The 23,558-nt window shown below is 72.5% G+C and carries 23 protein-coding genes; 9 read left to right on the top strand and 14 right to left on the bottom strand.

Translation table 11 applies throughout. From position 1 onward, the window contains the following. Nucleotides 1-25: 25 nt before the first annotated feature. A complete protein-coding gene (gene tadA, locus ACW62_RS10070) occupies nucleotides 26-496 on the bottom strand; it encodes a tRNA adenosine(34) deaminase TadA (RefSeq protein WP_240477283.1) in 471 nt (156 codons plus the stop codon). Nucleotides 497-619: 123 nt separating this feature from the next. On the opposite strand from tadA, the gene ACW62_RS10065 reads away from it, so the two are divergent. Next, entirely contained in the window at nucleotides 620-1,891 is a 1,272-nt protein-coding gene (locus ACW62_RS10065) for a Glu/Leu/Phe/Val family dehydrogenase (RefSeq protein WP_053203953.1), read from the top strand. On the opposite strand, the gene ACW62_RS10060 is transcribed toward ACW62_RS10065, so the two are convergent. After that, nucleotides 1,888-2,361, bottom strand: a complete 474-nt coding sequence (locus tag ACW62_RS10060; RefSeq protein ID WP_083459591.1) for a tRNA adenosine deaminase-associated protein — start codon at nucleotides 2,359-2,361, stop codon at nucleotides 1,888-1,890. The genes ACW62_RS10065 and ACW62_RS10060 overlap by 4 nt on opposite strands. 30 nt (nucleotides 2,362-2,391) lie before the next feature. After that, entirely contained in the window at nucleotides 2,392-2,604 is a 213-nt protein-coding gene (locus ACW62_RS33935) for a hypothetical protein (protein WP_157574601.1), read from the bottom strand. A gap of 104 nt (nucleotides 2,605-2,708) precedes the next feature. On the opposite strand from ACW62_RS33935, the gene upp reads away from it, so the two are divergent. Continuing rightward, nucleotides 2,709-3,350 carry a uracil phosphoribosyltransferase gene (gene upp / locus ACW62_RS10055; RefSeq protein ID WP_053203951.1) on the top strand — a complete coding sequence of 214 codons (642 nt, stop codon included), beginning with the start codon at nucleotides 2,709-2,711 and terminating at the stop codon, nucleotides 3,348-3,350. A 7-nt stretch (nucleotides 3,351-3,357) separates the two neighbouring features. Here upp and ACW62_RS10050 read toward each other — a convergent pair whose 3' ends face one another. From ACW62_RS10050 to ACW62_RS10040, 3 genes are read right to left on the bottom strand one after another with little or no spacing between them, the layout of a single operon-like run. Continuing rightward, the gene (locus ACW62_RS10050; RefSeq protein ID WP_053203950.1) at nucleotides 3,358-4,728 is read right to left on the bottom strand and encodes an NAD(P)(+) transhydrogenase (Re/Si-specific) subunit beta; all 1,371 of its coding nucleotides are present in this window, start codon (nucleotides 4,726-4,728) and stop codon (nucleotides 3,358-3,360) included. Next, nucleotides 4,725-5,042 (bottom strand): NAD(P) transhydrogenase subunit alpha part 2, encoded by a 318-nt coding sequence (locus ACW62_RS33930; protein ID WP_053203949.1) that lies wholly within the window; start codon nucleotides 5,040-5,042, stop codon nucleotides 4,725-4,727. Before ACW62_RS33930 ends, ACW62_RS10050 begins: the two co-directional genes overlap by 4 nt. Further along, nucleotides 5,039-6,163 carry an NAD(P) transhydrogenase subunit alpha gene (locus ACW62_RS10040; protein WP_053203948.1) on the bottom strand — a complete coding sequence of 375 codons (1,125 nt, stop codon included), beginning with the start codon at nucleotides 6,161-6,163 and terminating at the stop codon, nucleotides 5,039-5,041. The genes ACW62_RS33930 and ACW62_RS10040 overlap by 4 nt, the downstream gene beginning before the upstream one ends. Before the next feature lie 151 nt (nucleotides 6,164-6,314). Here ACW62_RS10040 and ACW62_RS10035 point away from each other — a divergent pair, with 151 nt between their 5' ends. From ACW62_RS10035 to ACW62_RS10025, 3 genes are all read left to right on the top strand, one after another. Then, nucleotides 6,315-6,497, top strand: a complete 183-nt coding sequence (locus ACW62_RS10035; RefSeq protein ID WP_053203947.1) for a hypothetical protein — start codon at nucleotides 6,315-6,317, stop codon at nucleotides 6,495-6,497. Between the two features lie 80 nt (nucleotides 6,498-6,577). Continuing rightward, a complete protein-coding gene (locus ACW62_RS10030) occupies nucleotides 6,578-7,771 on the top strand; it encodes a family 16 glycosylhydrolase (protein WP_053203946.1) in 1,194 nt (397 codons plus the stop codon). Between the two features lie 19 nt (nucleotides 7,772-7,790). Next, on the top strand, nucleotides 7,791-10,403 hold the full coding sequence (locus tag ACW62_RS10025; protein ID WP_053203945.1) for a golvesin C-terminal-like domain-containing protein: 2,613 nt from the start codon (nucleotides 7,791-7,793) through the stop codon (nucleotides 10,401-10,403). A gap of 3 nt (nucleotides 10,404-10,406) precedes the next feature. On the opposite strand, the gene ACW62_RS10020 is transcribed toward ACW62_RS10025, so the two are convergent. The 3 genes from ACW62_RS10020 to ACW62_RS10010 all read right to left on the bottom strand — a co-directional run bounded on the left by ACW62_RS10020 (nucleotide 10,407) and on the right by ACW62_RS10010 (nucleotide 15,223). Next, nucleotides 10,407-13,442 (bottom strand): alpha-mannosidase, encoded by a 3,036-nt coding sequence (locus ACW62_RS10020; protein WP_053203944.1) that lies wholly within the window; start codon nucleotides 13,440-13,442, stop codon nucleotides 10,407-10,409. 43 nt (nucleotides 13,443-13,485) lie between these two features. Further along, a complete protein-coding gene (locus ACW62_RS10015) occupies nucleotides 13,486-14,466 on the bottom strand; it encodes a hypothetical protein (protein WP_157574599.1) in 981 nt (326 codons plus the stop codon). Between the two features lie 169 nt (nucleotides 14,467-14,635). Then, nucleotides 14,636-15,223, bottom strand: coding sequence for a TetR/AcrR family transcriptional regulator (locus ACW62_RS10010; protein ID WP_053203942.1), 588 nt, complete (start codon nucleotides 15,221-15,223; stop codon nucleotides 14,636-14,638). A 172-nt stretch (nucleotides 15,224-15,395) separates the two neighbouring features. Between ACW62_RS10010 and ACW62_RS10005 the strand changes: the two genes are divergently transcribed. Next, the gene (locus tag ACW62_RS10005) at nucleotides 15,396-16,256 is read left to right on the top strand and encodes a phosphatase PAP2 family protein (RefSeq protein WP_053203941.1); all 861 of its coding nucleotides are present in this window, start codon (nucleotides 15,396-15,398) and stop codon (nucleotides 16,254-16,256) included. A gap of 57 nt (nucleotides 16,257-16,313) precedes the next feature. Here ACW62_RS10005 and ACW62_RS10000 read toward each other — a convergent pair whose 3' ends face one another. Continuing rightward, nucleotides 16,314-17,825 (bottom strand): MFS transporter, encoded by a 1,512-nt coding sequence (locus ACW62_RS10000; RefSeq protein ID WP_157574595.1) that lies wholly within the window; start codon nucleotides 17,823-17,825, stop codon nucleotides 16,314-16,316. A 60-nt stretch (nucleotides 17,826-17,885) separates the two neighbouring features. On the opposite strand from ACW62_RS10000, the gene ACW62_RS09995 reads away from it, so the two are divergent. Beyond that, the gene (locus tag ACW62_RS09995; RefSeq protein ID WP_053203940.1) at nucleotides 17,886-18,263 is read left to right on the top strand and encodes a MarR family winged helix-turn-helix transcriptional regulator; all 378 of its coding nucleotides are present in this window, start codon (nucleotides 17,886-17,888) and stop codon (nucleotides 18,261-18,263) included. Between the two features lie 6 nt (nucleotides 18,264-18,269). On the opposite strand, the gene ACW62_RS09990 is transcribed toward ACW62_RS09995, so the two are convergent. Both ACW62_RS09990 and ACW62_RS09985 read right to left on the bottom strand, forming a co-directional pair. Beyond that, nucleotides 18,270-19,163, bottom strand: coding sequence for an NAD(+)/NADH kinase (locus ACW62_RS09990; protein ID WP_420843563.1), 894 nt, complete (start codon nucleotides 19,161-19,163; stop codon nucleotides 18,270-18,272). Next, nucleotides 19,163-20,167: an SPFH domain-containing protein gene (locus tag ACW62_RS09985; RefSeq protein ID WP_053203938.1), complete on the bottom strand. Its 1,005-nt coding sequence runs from the start codon at nucleotides 20,165-20,167 to the stop codon at nucleotides 19,163-19,165. The genes ACW62_RS09990 and ACW62_RS09985 overlap by 1 nt, the downstream gene beginning before the upstream one ends. 85 nt (nucleotides 20,168-20,252) lie before the next feature. Between ACW62_RS09985 and ACW62_RS09980 the strand changes: the two genes are divergently transcribed. Both ACW62_RS09980 and ACW62_RS09975 read left to right on the top strand, forming a co-directional pair. Further along, a complete protein-coding gene (locus ACW62_RS09980) occupies nucleotides 20,253-20,945 on the top strand; it encodes an NUDIX hydrolase (RefSeq protein WP_053203937.1) in 693 nt (230 codons plus the stop codon). A gap of 94 nt (nucleotides 20,946-21,039) precedes the next feature. Beyond that, nucleotides 21,040-21,903 carry an NAD-dependent protein deacetylase gene (locus ACW62_RS09975; RefSeq protein ID WP_240477281.1) on the top strand — a complete coding sequence of 288 codons (864 nt, stop codon included), beginning with the start codon at nucleotides 21,040-21,042 and terminating at the stop codon, nucleotides 21,901-21,903. A gap of 21 nt (nucleotides 21,904-21,924) precedes the next feature. Here the strand turns inward: ACW62_RS09975 and ACW62_RS09970 are convergent, their stop codons facing one another. Both ACW62_RS09970 and ACW62_RS09965 read right to left on the bottom strand, forming a co-directional pair. Next, nucleotides 21,925-22,383 (bottom strand): aminoacyl-tRNA deacylase, encoded by a 459-nt coding sequence (locus ACW62_RS09970; protein WP_053203936.1) that lies wholly within the window; start codon nucleotides 22,381-22,383, stop codon nucleotides 21,925-21,927. A 22-nt stretch (nucleotides 22,384-22,405) separates the two neighbouring features. After that, a complete protein-coding gene (locus ACW62_RS09965; RefSeq protein WP_157574593.1) occupies nucleotides 22,406-23,431 on the bottom strand; it encodes an AfsR/SARP family transcriptional regulator in 1,026 nt (341 codons plus the stop codon). Nucleotides 23,432-23,558 lie beyond the last annotated feature (127 nt).

The raw sequence follows: 23,558 nt of genomic DNA, 5'->3' as shown, positions 1-23,558 counted from the left end.
GTATCATACATAAATGAATGTTAAGTCACCGCTGGGCGGCGAAGAACTCGCGGACGAGCGCGCCGCACTCGTCGGCGAGGACGCCGGACACCACCTCCGGGCGGTGGTTGAGCCGGCGATCACGGACGAGGTCCCAGAGCGAGCCGACGGCGCCCGCCTTGGGGTCGGGCGCGCCGTAGACCAACCGGTCGACGCGGGCCAGGACGAGCGCGCCGGCGCACATCGAGCACGGCTCCATCGTGACGACCAGCGTGCACCCCTCCAGCCGCCACGCGCCGGCCACGGCCGCCGCGGCGCGTAGCGCCAGCACCTCCGCGTGCGCCGTCGGGTCGGCGTCGGCCTCGCGCCGGTTGTGGCCGCGGCCGAGCACGGCGCCGCCCGCATCGACCACGACGGCCCCGATCGGGACGTCGCCGGTCGACGGCGCCAGTTCGGCCTCGGCCAGCGCGAGGCGCATGAGCGGCTCGTGGCGGCGGCCGGCCGGTCCCGCGAACATGCCCCAGACCCTACGCGGCCGGCCTTCTCAGCGTGGCCACAGGAACGACACAGGATGCTTTGACGACACACGTCTCACCGATGCACACTTAGAAGAACGAGCGTTCGCTTTACGGGAGATTCCATGACCCTCACCTCCCTCTCGATGATCGACCGCGGCCTCACCCCCGACATCGCCGTGGCCGGTTCGGTGGACCGCGCGGCCGAGCAGCTCGAACTCCGTCCCGGCGTGAACGAGCTGCTCAAGCTGCACGACCGCGAGCTCGGCGTGCAGCTGCCACTGCGCCGCGACGACGGCAGCATCGCCGTCGTGCAGGGGTACCGCGTCCAGCACAACGCCGCCCGCGGGCCGTACTTCGGCGGGTTGCGCTTCCACCCGCGCGCCGACCTCCAGCAGACCCGCGCACTGGCGTCGCTGACGACGTGGCGTTCGGCGCTGCACGGCCTGCCATTCGGCGGCGCCCAGGGCAGCCTGCTGATCGACCTGTCCGACTACTCGACGACGGAGCTGGAGGCGCTCACGCGGCGCTACGCGCTGGCCGTCAGCCACGTCATGGGGCCGCGGCTCGACATCGCCGCGCCCGACCTCAACACCGACGCGCGCGTCATGGCCTGGTTCCTCGACGCGTACGGAAGCCGGCACGGGCACGCGCCCGGCGTGGTCACGGGCAAGCCGCTCGGCCTCGGCGGCGTGCCAGGCGGCGACGCCGCGGCCGGGCGAGGGCTGGTGTACGTGCTCGAGGCGGCGGCCCGGCGCTGGGGCATCGACCTCGGGGCGCAGCGCGTGGCGATCCAGGGCTTCGGCCACGTCGGCTCGTGGGTGGCGCGCGAGCTGTTCGTGCGCGGCGTGCGGGTGGTCGCGGTCGGCGACGCCGGTGGCACGGTGCTGAACGAGCGCGGGCTGGACGTCCCCGAGCTGCTGCGCGCCACCGCCGCCGGGTACTCCGTCGCCGACTCCCGGGCGCCGCTGCAGCGCATCGCGCCGGACGAGCTGCTGACGCTCGACTGCGACGTGCTGATCCCGGCGGCCACCGGCGAGGTGCTGACGGCGTTCAACGTCGACGGCGTGCGCGCGGGCATCGTGGTCGAGGGCGCCGCGCACCCCGTCACGCCGGAGGCCGACGCCGTCCTCGACGCGCGCGGGGTGCGGGTCGTGCCCGACCTCCTGGCCGGCGGCGGCGCGGCCATCGCCGCGTACGCCGAGTGGGCACAGGGCGTCGCTGGCGTGCCGTGGGACGAGCTGCGGCTGGCGACGGAGCTGCGCGGACGCATCGAGCGGACGTTCACCGAGGTCGCGGAGTTCAGCGAGGAGCACCACTGCAGCTACCGGCAGGCCGGCTACGCGCTCGCCGTCGACCGCGTCGCGGCGGCCATGCGGTTGCGCGGCGGCATTTAGGGGAGCACGTCGTCGAGCTGTGGGCCGAAGCCGGCCCGGGCGGCGATGCGTAGCAGCAGCTCGTCGGGGTAGGTGTCGATGTCGTCGCAGATCGCGGCCAGCGACATCGGGTCGAGGCCGAGGTCGGCGAAGATCGTCAGATCGCCGGCCGGCTGCACCGGGTCGTCATCGTCCGGGTACGGCAGCCCGAGCCGCTCGACGACGTCGCGGGCCATCGGCCAGTCGGTCGCGGCGGTGACGTCGGACAGCAGCATCCGCAGGTCGCCGCCGATCAGCCGGACGGCGTAGAAGAAGTCCTCGTCGACGGAGACGAAGGCCAGCGACCCGTCGTCGCCCGGCCGCTCGCGCAGCAGGTCGACCAGCTTGCCGAGGTCGTTCCCGAGCTGTCGCGGCGCGGTCTCGACCAGCCAGCGTCCGGCCTCGCGGTACACCACGACCACGAAGTCGACGACACCCTCATCGTCGGACACCACGGCGCCTGTCCGGAGACCGAAGCGTTCCTAGGGCGTGCTCTGCCGTAGCCGGTTGCGCAGTCCCGCGGTCCGGCCGTGCCAGGGGGTCGAACGAGCGAGCAGCGCGCGGGCCTCCGCCAGTTCGCGGAGGAAGACCGCCCGCTGACGCAGACGTGCGGCATCGGCGACGAGTTCGCCGCCGGCGGATGGGGGATCGTCTGTACCCGAGCCGACGGGCTCGGCTATGGCGCCCTCGGGCATCTTGCCTCCGTTCTTCAGACGCAACCCCTGCACACTCTCGGGGACGCTAGCACCAGCGCACCCAACTGGTCGAGAGCGTGCCCGTATTCCTATAAGTTCCTCGCATGCGTTTGCTGGCCGTCGACCACCCTCTCGTCGCGCACAAGCTCACCGTGCTGCGCAACGTCCGCACCGACTCGCCCACGTTCCGGCGACTGGCCGATGAGCTGGTCACGCTGCTGGCCTACGAGGCCACCCGCGAGGCGCGCGTCGACACCGTCGAGATCCAGACGCCGGTCTCGTTGACCACGGGCGTGAAGCTCAGCTCGCCGAAGCCGCTGATCGTGCCGATCCTGCGTGCGGGCCTCGGCATGCTCGACGGCATGGCCCGGCTGGTGCCGACGGCCGAGGTCGGCTTCCTCGGCATGATCCGCGACGAGGACACCCTGCAGGCCACCACGTACGCCACCCGGCTGCCCGACGACCTCACCGGGCGGCAGTGCTACGTGCTCGACCCGATGCTGGCCACCGGCGGCACCCTGGCGGCGGCAGTCCACTTCCTCGTCGACCGGGGCGCCGACGACATCACGGCGGTCTGCCTGCTGGCCGCGCCCGAGGGCGTGCAGCACCTGGACGAGGAGACGCGCGAGCTGGGCGTGCCGGTCACGGTGGTGACGGCGGCGGTCGACGAGCGGCTGAACGAGAAGGGCTACATCGTGCCCGGCCTCGGCGACGCCGGCGACCGCCTCTACGGCGTCGTCGACTGACGCCCGCTCAGAGCGACTTCAGCGCCGTCACGAGCGCCGTCAGCGACGCCTTCGCGTCACCGAACAGCAGCGTCGTCTTGGCGTCGAAGAGCAGCTCGTTCTCGATTCCGGCGAACCCGGGCCGCATCGAGCGCTTGAGGAACACGATCGCGCCGGCGTGGTCGGCGTCGAGGATCGGCATGCCGTAGATCGGCGACCCCGGCGACGTCCGCGCCGCCGGATTGACCACGTCGTTCGCCCCGACCACCAGCGCGACGTCGGCCGTGCGCAGCTGGCCGTTGGCGGTGTCCATCTCCAGCAGCTGCTCGTACGGCACGTTCGCCTCGGCGAGCAGCACGTTCATGTGTCCCGGCATGCGCCCGGCCACCGGGTGGATGGCGTAGCCGACCTCGACGCCGCGCTTCTCCAGCAGGTCGACCAGCTCGCGGATGGTGTGCTGAGCCTGCGCGACCGCGAGCCCGTACCCCGGCACGACGATGACCCTGCGCGCGTACGCGAGCATGATCGCGACGTCGTCCGGGCCGGCCGAGCGGACCGGACGGTCCGACACCTCGCCGCCGCCCGCGGACGAGCCGCCCTTGAACGCGCCGAACAGGATCGACGACACCGAGCGGCCCATCGCGCGCGCCATGGCCCGGGTGAGGATCGTGCCGCTCGCCCCGACCAGCGTGCCGGCCACCAGCAGCAGCGCGTTCTCCAGCACGTACCCGCCGGCGGCCACCGCGAGCCCGGTGAACGCGTTGAGCAGCGAGATGACGATCGGCACGTCCGCGCCGCCGACGGGCAGCACCAGCAGCACACCGGCCAGCAGCCCGACGAGCGCCAGGATGATCGCCAGCGTCATGCTGCCGGTCGCGACCGTCCACACGCCGAGGCCCACCGACGCCACCAGCACGCCGCCGAACACGAACGGTCCGCCGGGGAAGGTGATGGGGCGGCCGGTCATCAGTTCCTGCAGCTTGAGGAAGGTGATGACGGATCCGGAGAACGACACCGCGCCGATCAGGATCGTGAACGCGGACGCGAGCAGCGCGCCGTCGCTCAGGAGCTCGGAATGCCGCACCTCCAGCAGTGCGACGAGGGCAGCGGCGCCGCCGCCGACGCCGTTGAAGAGGGCGACCAGCTGCGGCATCGCCGTCATCGCGACCCGCCGGGCACCCAAGGCGCCGGGCACGGCACCGACGGCGACCGCGAGCAGGATCCAGCCGAGGTTGTCGATGTCGTAGGCGATGAACGTGACGACGACGGCGAGCAGCGCGCCGACCGCGCCGATCAGGTTGCCGCGCCGGGCGGACTTCGGCGACGAGAGGCCCTTGAGGGCGAGGATGAAACAGACGGCGGCGACGACGTAGCAGACCTGCGCCCAGACGGGGATCACTCGCCGCCCTCCTTCGCCGCGGACGGAGCATCCGCGCGCTTCCCGCCGAACATCTCCAGCATCCGGTCGGTGACGACGAACCCGCCGACCAGGTTCAGGGTCGCCAGCACGACCGCGATCAGCGCGACCACCAGCACGCCGGCCTCGTCCGCCGTCCCGGCCACGATGACCGCGCCGACGAGGATGACGCCGTGGATCGCGTTGGCGCCGGACATCAGCGGGGTGTGCAGCGTGGACGAGACCTTCGACACGACCTCGAACCCCACGAACACCGCCAGCACGAACACCGTCAGTAGCGCGACGCCCTCGGTCACTCGGCCTCCAGCAGCTCGCGGGTCGGTGCATGCCGGACGGCGCCGTCGTGGGTGACGGCGGCGCCGTCGACGATCTCGTCGGCGAAGTCGGGCGTGACCTTGCCGTCGGCCGTCATCAGCAGCACGAGGTTGACGACGTTCGCGGCGAACAGCCGGCTCGCGTGCACCGGCAGCTGGCTGGGCACGTTCCGCGCACCCCACACCAGCGCGCCGCCGACGACGACCTCCTCGCCCGCGACGCTGCCCTCGACGTTGCCGCCGGACTCCGCAGCGAGGTCGACGACGACGCTGCCGGGCTTCATCGCCTCGACGGCGGGCCGCTGCACCAGGAGCGGCGCGGTGCGGCCCGGCACTGCCGCCGTCGTGATCAGCACGTCGGACGCGGACACGTGCGGCGCCAGCAGGTCGCGCTGCAGCTGGGCGCGGTCCTCGGTCATCTCGCGGGCGTAGCCGCCGGACCCCTCGAGGCTGGGCAGGTCGAGCTCGACGAACTTCGCGCCGAGGCTGCGTACTTCGTCGGCGGACGCGGCGCGCACGTCGTAGGCCTGGACGCGGGCGCCGAGCCGGCGCGCCGTCGCGATGGCCTGCAGCCCGGCCACGCCGGCGCCGAGCACGAGCACCTCGGCCGGCGGGATCGTCCCTGCGGCGGTCATCGAGAGCGGGAAGAACCGGGGCAGCTTCTCGGCCGCCACGAGCACCGCGCGGTACCCGCCGACCAATGCCTGCGACGTGAGCGCGTCCATCGACTGCGCCCGCGAGATGCGCGGCACCAGCTCCAGCGAGAACGCCGTCACCCCGGCGTCGCGGGCGGCGCGGACGACGTCCAGCTCCTGCGTCGCGGGCAGGAACGAGACGGTGATGGCGCCGGACCGCAGGCCCGCGAGGCGCGAGGGCGGCAACGGCTGCACCGACACGACGACGTCAGCGCTCGCCAGCGCGTCCGGTCCGGCCACGGCGGCGCCCGCCGCCTCGTACACCTCATTGGTGTGCAGGGCGCCCAGCCCGGCCCCGGATTCGACGACGACCTCCAGGCCGGCGCTGGTCAGCCGCCCGACGAGGTCAGGAACAAGCGCAACCCGGCGTTCATGGTCACGGGTCTCGGCAGCGACGACGACCTTCATCGGTCGCAGACGTTACCCGTCAACCGTGGCGATCGACAGAGGCTCGCCACGGGTTGGTCGGTCCCGTAGGGGACGCGCCCTCCCGTGGATGGAGACGAAACGCCCTCCACCGGGGACAATGGGAGGAGCAACCCTTGAGAAAGGACCCGCCATGGGCAAGAACACCCGTTGGATCCTCGGAGGTGCAGCCGCGGTGATCCTCGCGCTCTGGCTGCTGCCCTTCTGGCTCTTCGTCGTGCTGCTGATCGGTGTCCCGGTCGCCGGCTACCTCATGCTCGACCCGTCCCAGCGGCGCAAGCTGCGCAACCGCCGCAACGGTCAGATCGGACAGTAGCCCGCGGCGTAGATGCCGTATTCACATTATAGACAACGAACCCGCATGGCCGTAGTCTCCTCGGCAACGAGGAGGTCGCCATGCGGGTTCGTGCGCTCATCACCTTGGTCGTGGCGGGAACGCTGCCGTTGGTCCCCACGGGCCGGGCCCCGGCGGCGGACGAGGCGGCGGTCCTCGCCGCACCACCCGGTTACACGCTGAGCTGGGCGGACGAGTTCGACGGCACGACGGTCGACACGGGCCGCTGGGACTTCCGCACCGGCACCCCTTGGAACGGCTGGAGCACGCAGCTGCCCGAGAACGTCCGCGTCGGCGGCGGGGTCATGACCATCCAGCTGTGCCCCGCGGCCACGTCCGGACCGACGTGTGAGCCGACCAGCGCGGCCACGCTGTACACCGGCGGCGGCCTGATCAGCAAGGCCAAGCCGCGCTACGGCTACTACGAGACGCGGATGCGGACCAACGTCGGCGCCGGCTGGCACTCGGCGTTCTGGTCGGCAGAGGTCGGCGCCACCGGCGCGTTCACCGAGATCGACGGGTTCGAGATCGACTCGCACGTCCCCGGCATGGTCCGGCACAACGTCATCGCCTGGAACCACGGCGGTCACCTGACCAGCAAGATCCGCGAACTGGGCTTCGACAGCTCGGCCGGCTGGCACGTCTACGGCTACGAGTGGCTCGAGGGCGAGCTGCGGTTCTACGTCGACGGCCAGCTCACCTGGAGCACGCCGTACTCGCCGAGCACGTACGTCCACAACTTCCTCAACGTCTGGCTGAGCACCATCGCCATCGACCTCAACAACAGCCCCGGGGTCGACGACAGCGCGCTGCCGGGCCAGGTGCAGTGGGACTACTTCCGCTTCTACCAGCGCGACGTCTACGGCGACAACGACGACCCGGCCGGCGGCTACGCGGAGTCCGGCACCGGCTGGGCCACCTCCGGCCTGCCCGCGTTCGGCCGCCTGAGCAGCCGGTACAGCTGTACCGCGGGCGCCGCGGCGCACTGGACGCTGCGACCGCCGTCGACCGGTTCCTACCGCGCGTACCTGTACCGCGTCGGCGGCGACGGCGGACAGCCCGACGCCCCGGCGACGGTGGCCGACGGCGCCACGACCCTGGCCACCGCGGCCGTCGACTTCGGCGCGGCAGGGAGTGCGTGGGTGCCGGTCGGCGGCGCCCTGTCGCTGACCGCCGGCCGGCCCTACACCGTCCGCGTCGAACGGACCGGCGCGGGCTGCGTCCGCGCCGACGCCGTCAAGTTCGTCCGTCAGTGAGCATCCAGGAGGTCGTCACGTGATCGTCACCGCACGAGTCTGGTCCGCGCTGGCCGTCGGCACGGTCGCCGTCGTGAGCGCGGCGTCGCTGTCCGCCGCGCCCGAACCGGCGGCCGCGACCGAGCCCGCCGCCGACACCGCGCCCCTTCCCGGGTACGAGCTGGCCTGGGCCGACGAGTTCGACGGGGTCGACGCCGACGGGACCGGGCTGGACACCGGCGACTGGTACTACCGCGAGGGCGAGAAGGTCATCTGCTCCAACTCGCCGGACAACGTGACGGTCTCGGACGGCCTGCTGCACATCGCGTTGAAGCGCGAGGACCGCAACGGCATGCCGTACACCTGCGGCGGCGTGATCAGCCGGCAGTGGTTCGGCTACGGCTACTACGAGACCCGCGCGCAACTCTGGGGTGACCAGGGTTTCCACTCGGCGATGTGGACGACGGGGCTCGGCGACAGCATGCCGGACGCGCCGCTCTACAAGGGCCCGAACAACCGGGTGAACGAGATCGACGGGTTCGAGATCGACTCGCACGCGCCGGAGCGCATCCAGCACCACTCGCACTGGTTCGTGCCCGAGCACATCGGCAACCAGGGCGGCGTCTACGTCGGCCCGGACAGCTCCGACGGCTACCACACGTACGGCTTCGAGTGGCTGCCGAACGAGATCCGCTACTACGTCGACGGCGTCCTGGCCCGGGTGCAGCCGTACGCGGGTCCGCACGGGCTGCAGAGCATCTGGCTCACCACGCTCGGCTACACGGCGCCGGTCGACGAGACCAACCTGCCCGGCGTCACCACCTGGGACTACTTCCGCTACTACGCGCCGACGGACGACGGCGAGCGCGCGACGCCCGGCAGCGTCGTCGTCGACAACGGTGACCAGGGCTATGCCGAGACCGGCGTCTGGTCGGACACCGGACAGGCGTTCGGCTACCAGGACCGTGAGACCCGTGGCTCGACGGAGCCCGGCGCGACGGCGGCATGGACGCCGAAGCTGGCCGCCGCCGGCGAGTACGAGGTCTACGTCTGGAACCCGAGCTTCCTCGCCACCGGGCACACGGCCGCCCGCTACACGGTCACGCACGCCGGCGGCACCAGCGAGGTCGTGGTCGACCAGCGCACGGCCGGACAGCGCTGGGTCAGTCTCGGCTCGTTCGACCTGACGCCCGGGGCGGGGCACGGCGTCCGGGTCGCAGGCGACGCGGCGGGCTCCGGCACGCTGCGCGCCGACGCCGCTCGCTTCACCCCCGCGGTGGTCGTCGACGACACCGACCCCGGGTACACCGAGGCCGGGAGCTGGGCCGGGTCGTCGACGATCACCGGCTGGCTCGGCGCCGGCACCCGCTACGCCAGCGGCTCCAGCTCGACCGCGCGCTGGACGCCCGACCTGCCGGACGGCGGCGCGTACGACGTCTACGCATGGACGCCCGGTAACGAGCTGAACACCGGCGCCGCACGGTTCACCGTCGCCCACGCCGACGGCAGCACGGTGGTCCCGGCCGACGGCGTCGTGGACCGGTGGACCCACCTCGGCCGGTACGACTTCGCCGCGGGCAGCGACGGCTACGTCGAGCTGGGCAAGGACTACGGCGTCACCGGGTTCCTCCGCGCGGACACGGTGAAGTTCGTCCCCGTGCCCCCGGCTCGCGACACGGCGGCGCCGGCGCCGGCGGGGGTGCGCGGGACCGTCAGCGCGACCCCGACGACCGGCGACGCCGTCCTGACCTGGCACTGGCGGAAGGTCAACGACCCGGATGTCGTCGGCTACCACGTCTACCTCGACGGGCAGCGGGTGAGCTGGCAGCCGGTGGCGCGTCCGTGGTTCCGGATGCGGGAGATGCTCGCGGGCCAGCGCTACGAGATCACGGTGACCGCCGTCGACAGCGCCGGGCGCGAGTCGGCGCCGTCCAGCCCGGCGCCGGTGCGCATCCCGGTCGACACGCGTGCGCCCGCCACGCCCACCGGCCTGACGGGTGAGGCGGCGAACGGGCGGGCCATCCTCTACTGGTCGCAGAACGCCGAGGTCGACCTGCTCGGCTACAACGTCTACGCCGACGGCGAGCTGGTGAACACCAAGGGTCCGGTCGGGCACATCGCCGACCCGGGCTTCACCCGGCTGGGCTTCCCGGTCGAGGGCCTGGCCAACGGCACGGCGCACCAGCTGGAGATCCGCGCCGTCGACCTGTCCGGCAACGAGTCGGGGCCGGCCGCCGTCTCCGTCACGCCGCTCCCGATGAGCATCATCGGCGTCACCGACGCCGCGTACACGGAGCAGGGGACGTGGACCGGGTCGAGCGTGCCGGGCTGGCTCCGCTCCGCCACGCGGACCAGCAACGCCACGACGGCGACGGCCACCTGGCGGCCCGACCTGCCCACGGCCGGGGGCTACGACGTGTACGCCTGGGTCCCGAACCACGCCAACAGCTCCACGGCGGCCCGCTACACCGTCACGCACCTGGCCGGCGCCGACAGCGTCGACGTCAACCAGACCACCGGCGGCAACCAGTGGATCCTCCTCGGCCGGTACGACTTCGCCGCGGGGACGGGCGGCGACGTCACCGTCGCCAACGCCGCCGGCGGCGGGACGTACCTGCGCACCAGCGCGGTGAAGTTCGTCCCGGCGCCCTGACGGTCAGGCCCGGCGCAGCCGCAGCGTCACGATCTGGAACGGCCGCAGTCGAAGCGTCACCTCGTCACCGCCGGTGACCAGCGCTGACGCTTCGACCGGCCGTTCCAGCAGGTCGGTCTCCTCCACGCCCGCGAGCGGGAACGACGGCGTCAGCGTCGCCGTCGCGCGGCCGCCGCCGGACTCGTAGAGCCGCACGACGACGTCGCCGGAGCGGTCGTCGGCCAGCTTGACCGCCGACACGACCACGGACCCGCCGCTCACCCGGACCAGCGGCTCGACCTCGTGACCGGCGCCCTCGACCACCCGCGCCGGCAGGTTGAGCGCGTACCCCTCGCGCACCGCATCGTCGATGGACGCGCCCGGCACCAGCGAGTACCGCAGCGTGTGCACGCCCTGGTCGGTCTCGGGGTCGGGGTAGCGCGGCGCCCGCAGCAGCGACAGCCGCACGGTCGTCGTGGTGCCGCCGGACGGCGACGCGCCGCGGCGGACGTCGTGGCCGTAGGTCGAGTCGTTGACCAACGCGACGCCGTAGCCGGGCTCCTCGACGTGCACGAACCGGTGCGCGCACACCTCGAACCGGGCCGCGTCCCACGACGTGTTCTCGTGCGTGGGCCGGTAGTGGTGCCCGAACTGCGTCTCGTACGCCGCCCGCTGCGTCTGCACGTCCAGCGGGAACGCCGCCTTGAGGAACTTCTCCCGCTCGTGCCAGTCGACCTCGGTGCTGACGTCGACGCGGCGGGCGCCGGGCGCGAGCGCGATCTCCTGGACGACGTGCGAGTCACCGAAGGTGCGTGCGACCCGGACGGCGGACGGGCCGGTGGCGCTCAGCTCGTCGAGGCCGACGAGGTCGGTGACGGTGTTGCGGTAGAACTCGTCGACGTCCCAGGCGTCCCACTGGTTGGGGAGGTCCTGGTGCAGCTGCAACAGGTTGCCGGGACCGGCCAGCACCTCGCGGCCGGCCTCGAGGTCCAGCACGGACGTGAGCAGCCCGCGGCCGTCGACGGTGACCCGGAGCAGGCCGTTGTCGAGGACGTAGCCGCCGTCGGCAGCGACGACCTCGGTCGACGGCGACGACGGCGGCACCGGGGCGGCCGCGAACGCGCGCACGTCCCCGCGTCCGTGCGGCGCCGCGTTGAACGCGACGGTGGTGTCGCCGTCGCCCGCGAGCGCGCGCTGGGCCCGTCCGATGAGCTCGGTCAGCTCGGCGGCGATGCCGTCGTACTGGTCGCGGGCCTCGCGGTGCACCCACGCGATGGACGAGCCGGGCAGGATGTCGTGGAACTGGTTGAGCAGCACCAGTTTCCAGCTGCGGTCCAGGTCGTCGTACGGGTACTCGGCCGCGCCCGCCACGGCCGCCGTCGCCGACCACAGCTCGGCCTCGTGCAGCAGGTGCTCGCTGCGCCGGTTGCCCTGCTTGGTCTTGGCCTGGGACGTGTACGTGGCGCGGTGGATCTCCAGGTACAGCTCGCCGGACCACACCGGCGCGTTCGGGTACTCGGCTTCGGCGGCGGCGAAGAACTCGGCCGGCTTCTCGATCGCGACCCGCGGCGAGCCCTCCAGGTCGGCCGTCCGGCGGGCCTGCGCGATCATCTCGCGGGTGGGGCCGCCACCGCCGTCGCCCCAGCCGAACGGGACCAGCGAGCGGTTCGCGTCGCCCTTGTCGCGGAAGTTGCGCACGGCGTGCGCCAGCTCACCGCCGGACAGGTCGGAGTTGTAGGTGTCGACCGGCGGGAAGTGGGTGAAGACGCGGGTGCCGTCCAGCCCCTCCCACCAGAACGTGTGGTGCGGGAAGACGTTCTGCTTGTTCCAGGAGATCTTCTGGGTGAGGAACCAGCGCGACCCCGACAGCGTCACCAGCTGCGGCAACGCCGGCGAGTAGCCGAACGAGTCGGGCAGCCAGACCTCCTGGGTGTCGACGCCGAACCGGTCCAGGAAGTACCGCTTGCCGTGCACCAGCTGCCGGGCCATCGCCTCGGACCCGGGCAGGTTGGTGTCGGACTCGACCCACATGCCGCCGACCGGCACGAACCGGCCGCCCTCGACCTGCGCCGCGACGCGTTCGAAGACCCCGGGACGGTGCTCCTCGATCCAGGCGTACTGCTGCGCCGACGACATCGCGTAGACGAGGTCCGGGTACTCGTCCAGCAGGCTGACCACGTTCGACGTCGTGCGCGCGACCTTCCGGACGGTCTCGCGGACCGGCCACAGCCACGCACTGTCGATGTGCGCGTGCCCGACGGCGGACAGCCGGTGCGCGCTGGCGTTGGCCGGCCTGGTGAGGACGTCGGTCAGCTCGGCCCGGGCGGCGGCCGCGGTGGCGGCGACGTCCTGCAGGTCCAGCGCGTCCAGGGCCCGCTCGGCGGCGCGCAGCAGCTGCCACCGTCGCGGCTCGCCCTCGGGCAGCTGCGGCATCAGGCCGCCGATCGCCTCGAGGTCCTGCCACAGCTCCCACACGTCCTGCTCGAACACGGCGACGTCGGCGCGGTTGATGCGGTACAGCGGCTCGCTGCCCGCGGTCGACTTCTCGCCGAGCGGCGTCACGGCGAACGGCGAGTCGCCCTCCAGCCGCGGGTTGGCGGCGGCCTCGACGTAGAGGTCGATCCGCTCGCCGCCGGACACCGCATCGCCGACCGGCAGCCACACGTTGCGCGGGTGCAGGCCCTTCACGACCGTGCCGTCCGGCCGGTACGCCAGGCCCTCGGCCTGGAAGCCGGCGAACCGGTTCTCCCAGCCGAGGTCGAGCACCAGCTCGACGCGCCGGCCGGCCGCCTCGGCCGGCACCTCGCCGGTCACGTGGAACCAGGACGTGCCCCACGGCGGCCCCCAGCGCTCACCCACCTCGACCGGGACGTAGCGGCCGTCGGCGATCGCCTCGCCGCCGGGCAGCGCGACCCGCGGCGGGACCGGCTCGCCCTGGCCGCCGTCGACGTGCCAGACCGTCAGGGACAAGGGTGCGACCGTGCGATGGACGGCCGGCCTGAGCCGCTGGCCCAGGATTCGCTTCAGGCGCTTCTCGACCAGGGCGCGGTTGTCATGCATAGGGTTCCAAACTCCGTCGGGTGGACGACACGTTACGGCCCGGTCAGTCCGTGCAGCCGACCGCGTCGACCGACCCCGTCAGCTCGGACGTCGTCAGGTAGCCGCAGCCGCCGACGACATACGCGACGGTCTCGGCCTGCAGCACGTTCCCGGGCGGGACCCGCCGCGACGGCCAGTCCGGGAAGGTCCCGACGTCGGCGCCCTGGCCGGGCGCCCGGTACTCCAACACCTCGTCGTACGTGCGCAGCAGCACCCGGCCGGCGGCGAGGTCGGCCGACGCGTCCGTGACGACGTTGCCGACCAGCCCCGCGAGGAACCCGTCCTCCGGCTCCGGCAGCTCGATCTCGCCCAGCAGCGCCAGCTCACCGCCGTCGGCCGGGCCACGGTAGAGCCGGGTGCTGCCGGTCTCGCCGGTGTCCTCGTCGAACGGCGCCTTGCTGACGATCAGCGGCCGGCCGTCCGGGTCCACGAGCAGCGCCTCGGCGTCGGTCGGGCCGTCCTCGTAGCGGTACTCCAGCGCGTCGGCGTCGACGGTGCCCGGCGGGTCGTCGAGGTCCGGTTCCGGCGCGCGGTAGACGACGACGTGGTCGCGGCCGACGTGGTCGCCGATGTCGCCGACGTACAGGCAGGACGTGCCCGGATCGTCGCCGCACGGGCCGACGGCGAGCGCCTCGGCGTTCTCGGTGTCCATCCCGGCCAGCTCGATCGACGCGACGAGCGTGCCGTCGTCGCGGACCACCGCCACCTCCGACGTGCCGGGCTCGTCGCTGACGACGTAGTAGAGGCCCGGCGTGCGGACGCTGCCCGCCATCCCGCTGACCTCGACGACGGTGTCCTCGCCGAGCGTGCCGACATTCTCGGCGGCGCCGTAGCAGGGGCTGTCGCAGCCGGGCTCCTGCGGCTCCGCCGGCGCCTGCGACGACGGCTGCGCCGAGGTCGCGGCGGGCGTACCCCAGCCGGAGGGTGAGCCGGTCCCCGTCGAATCCGAGCAGGCCGCGAGCGGCAGGACCACCGCAAGCGTCACGACAAGCACACAACTCCCCGTTGCCCCACGTGTCACGGCGACGCGCAAGATTTTTCCCCGTTCTCTTCGCGTTCGACCACGGCCGGACTAGCCTCGAGTTCGAGAGCGGCACCATTCTCGCCCCCCGGGGTGGTGCCGCTCGGGCGTGTCCGGCCCGGGTCGCCCCGCGTCAGGCCGACGCCGCGTCGCGCGCGTGCTCCGCCAGCCCCAGCACGTCGCGCACCACCCTCAACAACTGCGGCCGCAGTTCCTCGTTCGAGACGTCCGGCAGCGCCAGGATCGCGACGATCACGCCCAGCGCCGCCGACGTCCGCACCCGCTGCTCGACCGACAGATCGCCGTTGGCCAGCAGCGCCGCCAGCCGCACGTCGTTGGCGCGCATGCGGCCGAGCAGCGTCGAGTTCGACACGCCGGCGAGATCGTTCATCGCGTACGTGGCGACCCGCCGGTGCGCCAGCAACAGGTCGATGTAGCGCTCGACCAGCGTCAGCCGCCAGCCCTCGGTGCCGATGGCCGCGGTGTCGGATTCCGCGTCGGCGATGATCCAGTCCTCGCCGTCGACCATCGGCCGCAACAGGTCGTCGAGAATCTCGACCTTCGTCCGGTAGTGGTAATAGACCGCCGCCTTGGTGATGCCCAGGGCGTCGGCGATCTCACGCAGCGTCGAACGCTCGTAGCCCTCTCGGGAGAACAGGCCGAGCGCGACCTCGCGGATGTTTCCGGCCGTATCCGCGCTGGGCCGCCCCTCGTCGGTCATCTCCGTCGCCGCCTCGCTGATCGGGAAGTGAGGGCGGCCACACAATACGTTAACTACTTGCCGGCCGACAAGTGCGGTCGTAGCGTGAGACCCACACCACTTGTCGGCCGACAAGTAGAGGCAAACGCCAAGGGGGTGCTGGCGCTCCGCACGCCGCCAGCTTGGAGGACCGATGGCCTCGGACACCATGTCGCGGCGCCCGCCCACGCTGCGCCGCGTCCGCTCCGACTCACGACTCGCCACGGCGGCCAAAGAGATCGCGTTCCTGCTCTCGGCCGCCTTGCTCTACACACTGGTCCGCGGCCTCACCAGCGACCGCGTCGACGCCGCGTTCCGGCACGCCGAGGACGTCATCTCGTTCGAGAAGACGCTCGGCATCAACGTCGAGACCGACCTGCAGGGCCTGATCTTCGACCACGAATGGGCGATCGACGCCGCCAACGGGTTCTACATCTACGGCTACTGGCCGGTGTTCGTGCTCACGCTGGTCTGGCTGATCGTCCGCCGCCCGGCGGCGTATCCGTTCTACCGCAACGCGCTGCTCGCGTCGGGTGCGTTCAGCCTGGTCATCTTCGCGTTCTACCCGCTCGCGCCGCCGCGGTTCCTGCCCTGGCACGGCTTCGTCGACACCATCTCGCTCGAGGCGCCGACGTACCGCGAGATGAACTCGCCCACGTTCGTCAACGAGTACGCGGCGATGCCGAGCCTGCACTTCGGCTGGATCCTGCTGCTGGGCATCGCGTGGGTGGCGCTGTCGCGGGTGCTCGTCGTCCGCATCATCGGCGCGACGATGCCGCTGCTGATGTTCGCCACCATCGTCCTCACCGGCAACCACTACGTCGTCGACGCCATCGTCGGCGGCGGCGTGGTCGTCGCGGGCATCGGGGTGGCCGTGCTGATCGAGCGGGCCAAGCGCAAGCGGGCGGTCCAGGCCGCCATCGACGACGCGCACGAGTCCTCGTCAGACGACGGCGGAGCGCCGGGCGGGGCGATCCCGTCGCAACGCACCCCGAACCTCTCGCGGGTGCGCTGAAGCCCCCGGCTGGTCCGTGGGGCCGGGGTGACCCCGGCTCCACGGACCGTCTGCCGGTCAGGGCACGGCCGGCTCCAGCAGCTCGTCCTCCTCGACGGGGTCGGGCTCGACGTCGTCGTGACGGCGCCGCCTGAGCACCATCACCGCCAGGCCGGCCAACGCGACCCCCGTCACCAGCACCAGGCCGGGCCGGAACTGGTCGAACGTTGCCGCGTCCATGCCCTCGGCCGAGTGCGACCCGGCCGTCACGAGCGCCGTCGTCGCCGCGAGCACCACGGCGCCGCCGATCTGCCCGGACGTCTGGACCAGCCCGGCCGCGAGCCCCTGCTCGGAGTCGTCGACGCCGGCGGTGGCCTGCGACATGAGCGCGGAGAACGCGAGCATGAAGCCGAGCCCGATCAGCACCACGCTGGGCAGGATGTCCGTCGCGTAGGCCGGGGTCGGGTCGCCGCCGAACACCAGGAACCACAGGTACGCCCCGCTCAGCGACACCAGCGCCGCGATGATCGGCTGCTGTGTCCCGTACCGGTCGATGACCCGGCTCATGTACGGCGAGCCGAACGCGACGATCAGGCCGGCCGGCAGCAGCGCGAGCGCCATCCGCAGCGGCGTCCAGCCGAGCGCCGCCTGGAAGTAGATCGTCAACATGAACTGGAAGCTCAGGTACGACCCGAACAGCGCGATCATCCCGAGATTGGCCCGGACGATCGTGGCGATGCGCAGGATGCCGAGCCGGACCAGCGGGTGCGCGACTCGCTGCTCGATCAGGACGAACGCCGCCAGCAGCGCGACGGCCAGCACGAACAGCACGAGGGTGATGGGGTCGACCCAGCCGCGTTCCGGCGCGGACACGACGGAGTAGACGGCGAGCAGCATGCCGGCGGTGAGCGTGGCCGCGCCGGCGAGGTCGTGGCCCCCGGCGTCGGCGGGACGGTCGCGCGGGATCAGCGCGATGCCGGCGACCAGCGCCAGGATCGCGAGCGGCACCGGCATGAGGAAGTTCCAGCGCCAGCCGGCGCTGGTCAGCAGGCCGCCGAGGATGAGCCCGGACGAGTACCCGCTCGCGCCGAAGACGGCGAAGATCGACAGCGCCTTGTTGCGCTCCGGACCTTCGCGGAAGGTGGTGGTCAGGATGGACAGCGCCGTGGGCGCGGTGAACGCGGCGGCGACACCCTTGACGAACCGCGTGACGATCAGCAGCGTGCCGTCGTCGACGAGCCCGCCGATCAGCGAGGCGACGGCGAAGACGGCGAGGGCGATCAGGAACACCCGGCGGCGGCCGAGCAGGTCGGCCGTGCGGCCGCCGAGGAGCAGCAGCGCTCCGTAGCCGAGCACGTAGCCGTTGACGATCCACTGCAGCGAGGTGGTCGACAGACCCAGCTCGGTGCCGATGGACGGGAGCGCGATGCCCACCATCGACACATCGAGCCCGTCGAGGAACATCACCAGGCACAGCACGCCGAGGACGCCCCACAGGCGCGGGCTCCAGCGCTGGTCGTCGTGTGCAGAAGAGGTGGAACGCGGTGCGGCGGTTGCAGTCACGGAGCGAGACGTTACATGCACATGCATGAGATGCACAAGCATTAAATGTCGTTGCATAGATGCAGTCCCGGTGTTAAAGTGCGCTGCATGGGCAGCACCGGGGAGCGTGAGCTGGTCGACCAGTGGCGCGACCTCATGACCTGCTACAACAAGGTCGCGTGCGACCTCGATCGCGAGCTACAGGACCAGCACGGGCTCGGCCTCAGCGAGTTCGAGGCGCTCGACCGGCTGATCGAGTCGGGGCAAGAAAAGCTCCGCATGCACGAGCTCGCCGAAGGCATGTACCTCAGCCAGAGCGCCTTCTCCCGCACCGTCGCCCGGCTCGAACGAGCCGGCCTGGTCGGGCGCTCCATGTGCATGGACGACCGCCGCGCCATGTTCGTCAGGGCCACCGACGACGGCCGCGCCCGGCACGCCGCAGCCCGCGACACCCACCGGAAGGTCCTCGGCGACCACCTCGGCTGAGCCGTCTCACCCGGTCACCAGGCAGAGCGTCGCCTCCGCCACCCCGATCAGCAGCTGCTGACCCCAGCTCAGCACGAGCCGGTCCGGCTCCAGACCATCGCCGAACACCACCAGGCCGTCGGTCTCGGCGGCCAGCGCCAGCCGGTCGCCGGCCGCCAGCAGGCCGTCGACGCAGTTCGTCCCGGTCGACGGCGATGGCCAGGCCTCGCGGACGAACCACGCGAGCGTGCGGTCGGCCGGACCGGGCAGCCGTGGCGGCGCGGTCCGGCCTCGCACGAGCGACGCGCACCACCCCGTCGCCCCGGTGCCGGTCCCGACGATGATCCCCGATGACGACTGCCGCTCCGGCTCGCGGCCCGGCGCCGTCAGTAGGTACCGCGCCGACTGGTGGCTGGCGTGACCGGCGAAGACCTCGTTCACCGCGAGCAGCCGCTGACCGTCGTCCAGCTCAGCCGCGACCATGGTCCGCCGCTCGATGCCGGCCCGGTCCGCGACGACGTCCGCCAGCAGCCGCGCCACCCGGTCCGGCGGGTGCCGGACGAGGACGCCCGGGTTGCGGTCCGGGTCCGGGTTCACGCCGACGACCGGCTGGCCGTCCAGGTACTTCGCGACGTTCGCGACCAGCCCGTCCGGCCCGACGACGAGCACGACGTCGCCGTCCTCGAAGCGGAACCGGTCGAGGTCGGCCCGCTCGACCGTGCCGCGTCGCCAGTCACTGGGCACCGCGACCGCGACCTGCTGCCGTGCCGCCTCGTCGGCGTCGTGCCGGTGCTGGACGGCGGCGAGGTCGCGGCCGCGTCCCCGCAGGAAGAACTCGGCCTGGCCTCGGGTGCCGTGGCAGTCGACCAGTTCCTCCAACTCGGTGCGACGGTGCACGACCACCACCCGCGGCGCGAGCATCAGCGTGCCGCGCCGTCGGTCAGCTTGGCCAGCACGGACGTGACCAGGTCCGGTGTCACGTTGACCATGCCAATCTCGGGCAGCCCGCCGGCCAGGTCCCGCAGCGCCTGCACCAGCTGCGTGCTGTGGTCCAGCTCAGACAGGACGGCCATCCGCGCAGCCTCCGCCTCCGCCGCGGCGGCCCCCGTCTGCCGGACGCGGTCGGCCTCCGCCGTGGCGGAGAGGCCGACCCGCTCCGCCGCGGACGCGGCGGCGATCCGCGCGGCCGCAGCCTCCTCCGTCACCCGTCGCCGCTCGTTGGCACCGTGCTGCGCGACCAGGCGTTCCTCGCGTGTGGCCAGCTCGATCTTCAACTGCAGCTCGTTCTCGCTGATCGCCCGTTCCCGTTCGACGGCGTGCGCGCGGCGCTCGTAGGTGGCGCGGTCCGCCTCCTCCTGGATCAGCTCGCGGGCCGGCGTCTGCAGCGCGCGCTCCATGTCCGGATCGGGCCGGACCGCGACGACGCGCACATCCAGCACGACGATGCCGGTGTCGCCCAGCCTGGCGTCGCCGACCAGGCCGGTGCGCAGCCGCTCGCGGATCGCCGTGGCGCCCGCGCCGAGCGCGTCGGCCATCGGGATCGTCACGAGCAGGTCGGCGGCGTGCTGCTGCGCCGTCTCCGTCAGCAGGTGGGCGACCTGGTCGAGTGGTGCCGAGCGCCAGCGGCCGGTCACGGTGTCGATGGCGAAGTCGATGCGCCCGGCGACCTGCTCGGGGTCGGCGAATCGATACGTCACCGTCGACTGAACCGCCACCTTCTGGAAGTCGCCGGTGCGGGCGTGGAACAGCAACGGCAACTCTCGGTCGTCGACGGGGACCTCGCTGAGGGCGGCCGTCAGGGGCCGGAACCAGAACGAGCAGCTGGTGCCGCTGCGCACGACACGGTCGCCGCGCTGGTGGACGACGTGTTCGGTCGGGGTCGACCGGACGTGCCGGACGAGGCCGAACCTGCGGATCTCTGCCATCTCTGGTGTCCTCTCGTCGTTTATCGTCGTTTGGACGATAAGCCGTTTGCCAGTAATCGTCAAGGTGACGAGATAGGGTGATGGCATGGCCGGTTCCGATCACCCGCCGTTCGCGGTCACCGTCGACCTCGTGCTCCTCACGGTGCGATCCGGACGCTTCGCCGCCCTCGTCGTCGAGCGTGGGGAGCAGCCGTTCCGCGGCCGGCTCGCCCTGCCCGGCGGCTTCGTCCACCCCGACGAGGACCTCCCCGACGCGGCATTGCGCGAGCTGCGTGAAGAGACTGGGCTGGCGCCGTCGTTGGGCCATCTCGAGCAGCTGGCCAGCTACGGAGCCCCCGGCCGCGACCCCCGCCAACGCGTCGTCTCCGTCGCCTACCTCGGGCTGGTGCCGGACCTCCCCGAACCCGTCGCCGGCACCGATGCCGCGGCCAGCCAGTTCATGCCGGTCGACTCGCTGCTGCGGACAGCCGGGTCGCTCGCCTTCGACCACGACGCGATCCTCGCCGACGGCGTCGAACGGGCCCGGGCGAAGCTCGAGTACACGTCGCTGGCCACGGCGTTCTGCCCCGCCGAGTTCACGGTGGGTGAGCTGCGCGCCGTCTACGAGGCCGTCTGGGGGGTCGAGCTGGATCCGCGCAACTTCCACCGCAAGGTCACCGGCACACCCGGCTTCCTCGCATCCACCGGCGCCTCCACCACCCGCGGCGGCGGACGGCCGGCCCAGCTCTACCGCCGTGGTCCCACCCGCACGCTGATGCCGCCCCTTCTCCGCACCTGACCCATCGCCGCCCGCTCCCCACGCCACGTGCCCGCGCGTCGGGCCGCACCCGACCCGGGTGTTCTCGCCGCCGTCGCCGACATAGGCTCAAAGCGTGCTCGACCGCATCGACCCCGGCCACTCGGCCTGGCCGGCCGTCGGCGAGGCGACCGCGGTGCTGTCGGGCCGTCCGTTCGCCGTGCTGACCGGGGCCGGCATCTCGACCGACTCCGGCATCCCCGACTACCGCGGCCCCTACTCCCCGCCGCGCACCCCCATGACGTACCAGCAGTTCGTCGGCGATCCTGACCGCCGCCGCCACTACTGGGCGCGCAACCACGTCGGCTGGCGACACGTCCACCGCACCCGGCCGAACCCCGGCCACGTCGCCGTCAGCCGCCTGGAGGCCGGCGCGGCCGCGGTCGGCGTCATCACCCAGAACGTCGACACCCTGCACGACGCCGCCGGCAGCCGCAACGTCATCGACCTGCACGGACGCTACGACCGCGTCGTCTGCCTCAGCTGCCGGCGCGTCGTGCCACGCGAGCACGTCGCCACCCGGCTGACGGCGCTGAACCCCGACTTCGCCGACGAGGTCGCCGACGCCGAGATCGCGCCCGACGCCGACGCCGTCATCGAGGCGACCGCCCACTTCCGGGTGGCCGACTGCGAGGTGTGCGGCGGCATCCTCAAACCGGACATCGTCTACTTCGGCGAGAACGTCCCGAAGCCGCGGGTCGAGGCGGCGTACGCGCTGGTCGACTCCGCGGCGGCACTGCTGGTCGCCGGGTCGTCGCTCACCGTCATGTCCGGGCTGCGGTTCGTGCGGCACGCGCACCGGACCGGCCGGCCGGTGGTCATCGTCAACCGCGGCGCCACCCGCGGCGACGACCTCGCCACCGTCAAGGTCGACGCCGGCTGCTCGCCCGTGCTGACGGTGTTCGCCTCGGTCCTGACCGGTTCCGCCGTCAGCCGCTGACGACGCGCCCGGCCGCACCGCTCAGTCGGTGACGTCCGCGACGCTCGCGTCCAGCGTCTTCACCAGCTCGTCGCCGTCGACGGTGGCGGACACCCCGAACGCGCCGGCGCCGATCGACACCGTCCGCCCGAGCAACCGCTCGTCCGCGACGACCGGCCACGCCCGCGTCGCCCCGAACGGCGTGATCGTGCCGCGCTCGTACCCCGTGACGTCACGCGCCGTCTCGGCGTCGGGCATCGACAGCCGCTTCACGCCGAACAACGTGCGCAGCTTCGGCCACGCGATGGTGCGGTCGCCGGGGACCAGCACGAACACGTAGTCGTCGTCGGCGCGCCGCACCACGATCGTCTTGATGACGGCCGCCGGCTCGACCCCGCGCGCGGCGGCGGCCTCCTCGAGGCTGTTCACCGGTGGATGACGGACGATCTCATGGGCCAGCCCCGACTCGCGCAGGGCCTCGACGCCGCGTTCTTCGGTCATGTCCAGAAGCGTATGCGGCCGCTCACCTCCCCGCCGTCGACCGGGGCCGGCCGGGCCCGTGCGATCCCGCTGACCCGTCCGCCGGCCTGCGGCTCGGCCCGCCGGGCGCATCCGGCCCGCCGGACGCATCCGGCCCGCCGGGCGCTTCCGGCTCGCCGGACCCGCCCTGATCACCTCCTCGGCCACGGCCGCTGCCGCCGCCCGTACGAAGCCGCTCGATCAACTCCTCCGTCTCGGCCTCGAGATCGCCGCCGAGATCCGCGGCCGTGGCCCGGAGCTTCTCGATCGTCCCCAGCAGCCGGTCGCGATCGCCGAGCGCGGCTTCGGCCTTGAGCCGATCCCGCCACAACAACTCGACCCCCGGCTCGACGGACAACCCGAGCAGCGCAGCACGCAGCGCCTCCCACGCGTCCCCGTCGACGAGCGACCGCAGCGCCACCTCATGACACGCGTCGACGATGCTCGCGATCATCTCCTGCGCGAGGTGATCGGCCCACGCGTACCGGCGCCGCCCGCGTCCGGAGAACGGCCGCCCGCTGACGAGGTCGAGCGCGGTCCGCAACTCGGCGTTGCCGGCCCGCGCCGGCCCGTCCGGGACCAGGTCACACCACTCGTCCCAGTCGCTGCGGATGCCCGGACGCAGCGTGTAGCCGCTCTCGGTGCGCGGCAGTAGCGACGCCCCGGCCGCGTCGGTGCCGAGCCAGCGTCTGAGCTTCGAGATCGCCGTCCCGCGCGTCGTCTTCGTCACCGCCGAGCCCGGCCAGATCGCCTCGTCGATACTCGTCGAGTCGCAGCCCGGGTTCAACGCGATGTACATCGCCAACTCGGTCAGCTGGCCAAGTTTCGTCTGTTCACCCAGCTCAGCGGCGTTCTCTACTTCTACCGGACCCAGCATCAGCAGTCGTGGCAGCTCCCGTCCCGGTGCCGCGGTAGCCAGCGGCACGACCGAGCCGGCCGCCGCGACGGACCCGCCGGCCGCGCGGCCGCGATCCGGCCGCACCGAGGCGGCACCCGTCGCCCGGTCCGCCGCACCCCGTGCTCCCGCCACACCCCGCACACCTGTTACGTCCCGCGCGCCCGCCACGTCCCGCGCGCCCGCTACGTCCCGCACGCCCGCTACGTCTCGCGCGCCCGCCACGCCCCGCGCTCCCGCCGCGCCTTCACGGCCGCCGTCC

The sequence above is a fragment of the Jiangella muralis genome (assembly GCF_001270745.1).
Classification (GTDB): domain Bacteria; phylum Actinomycetota; class Actinomycetes; order Jiangellales; family Jiangellaceae; genus Jiangella; species Jiangella muralis.
This window is presented reverse-complemented; position numbering and strand designations above follow the sequence as displayed.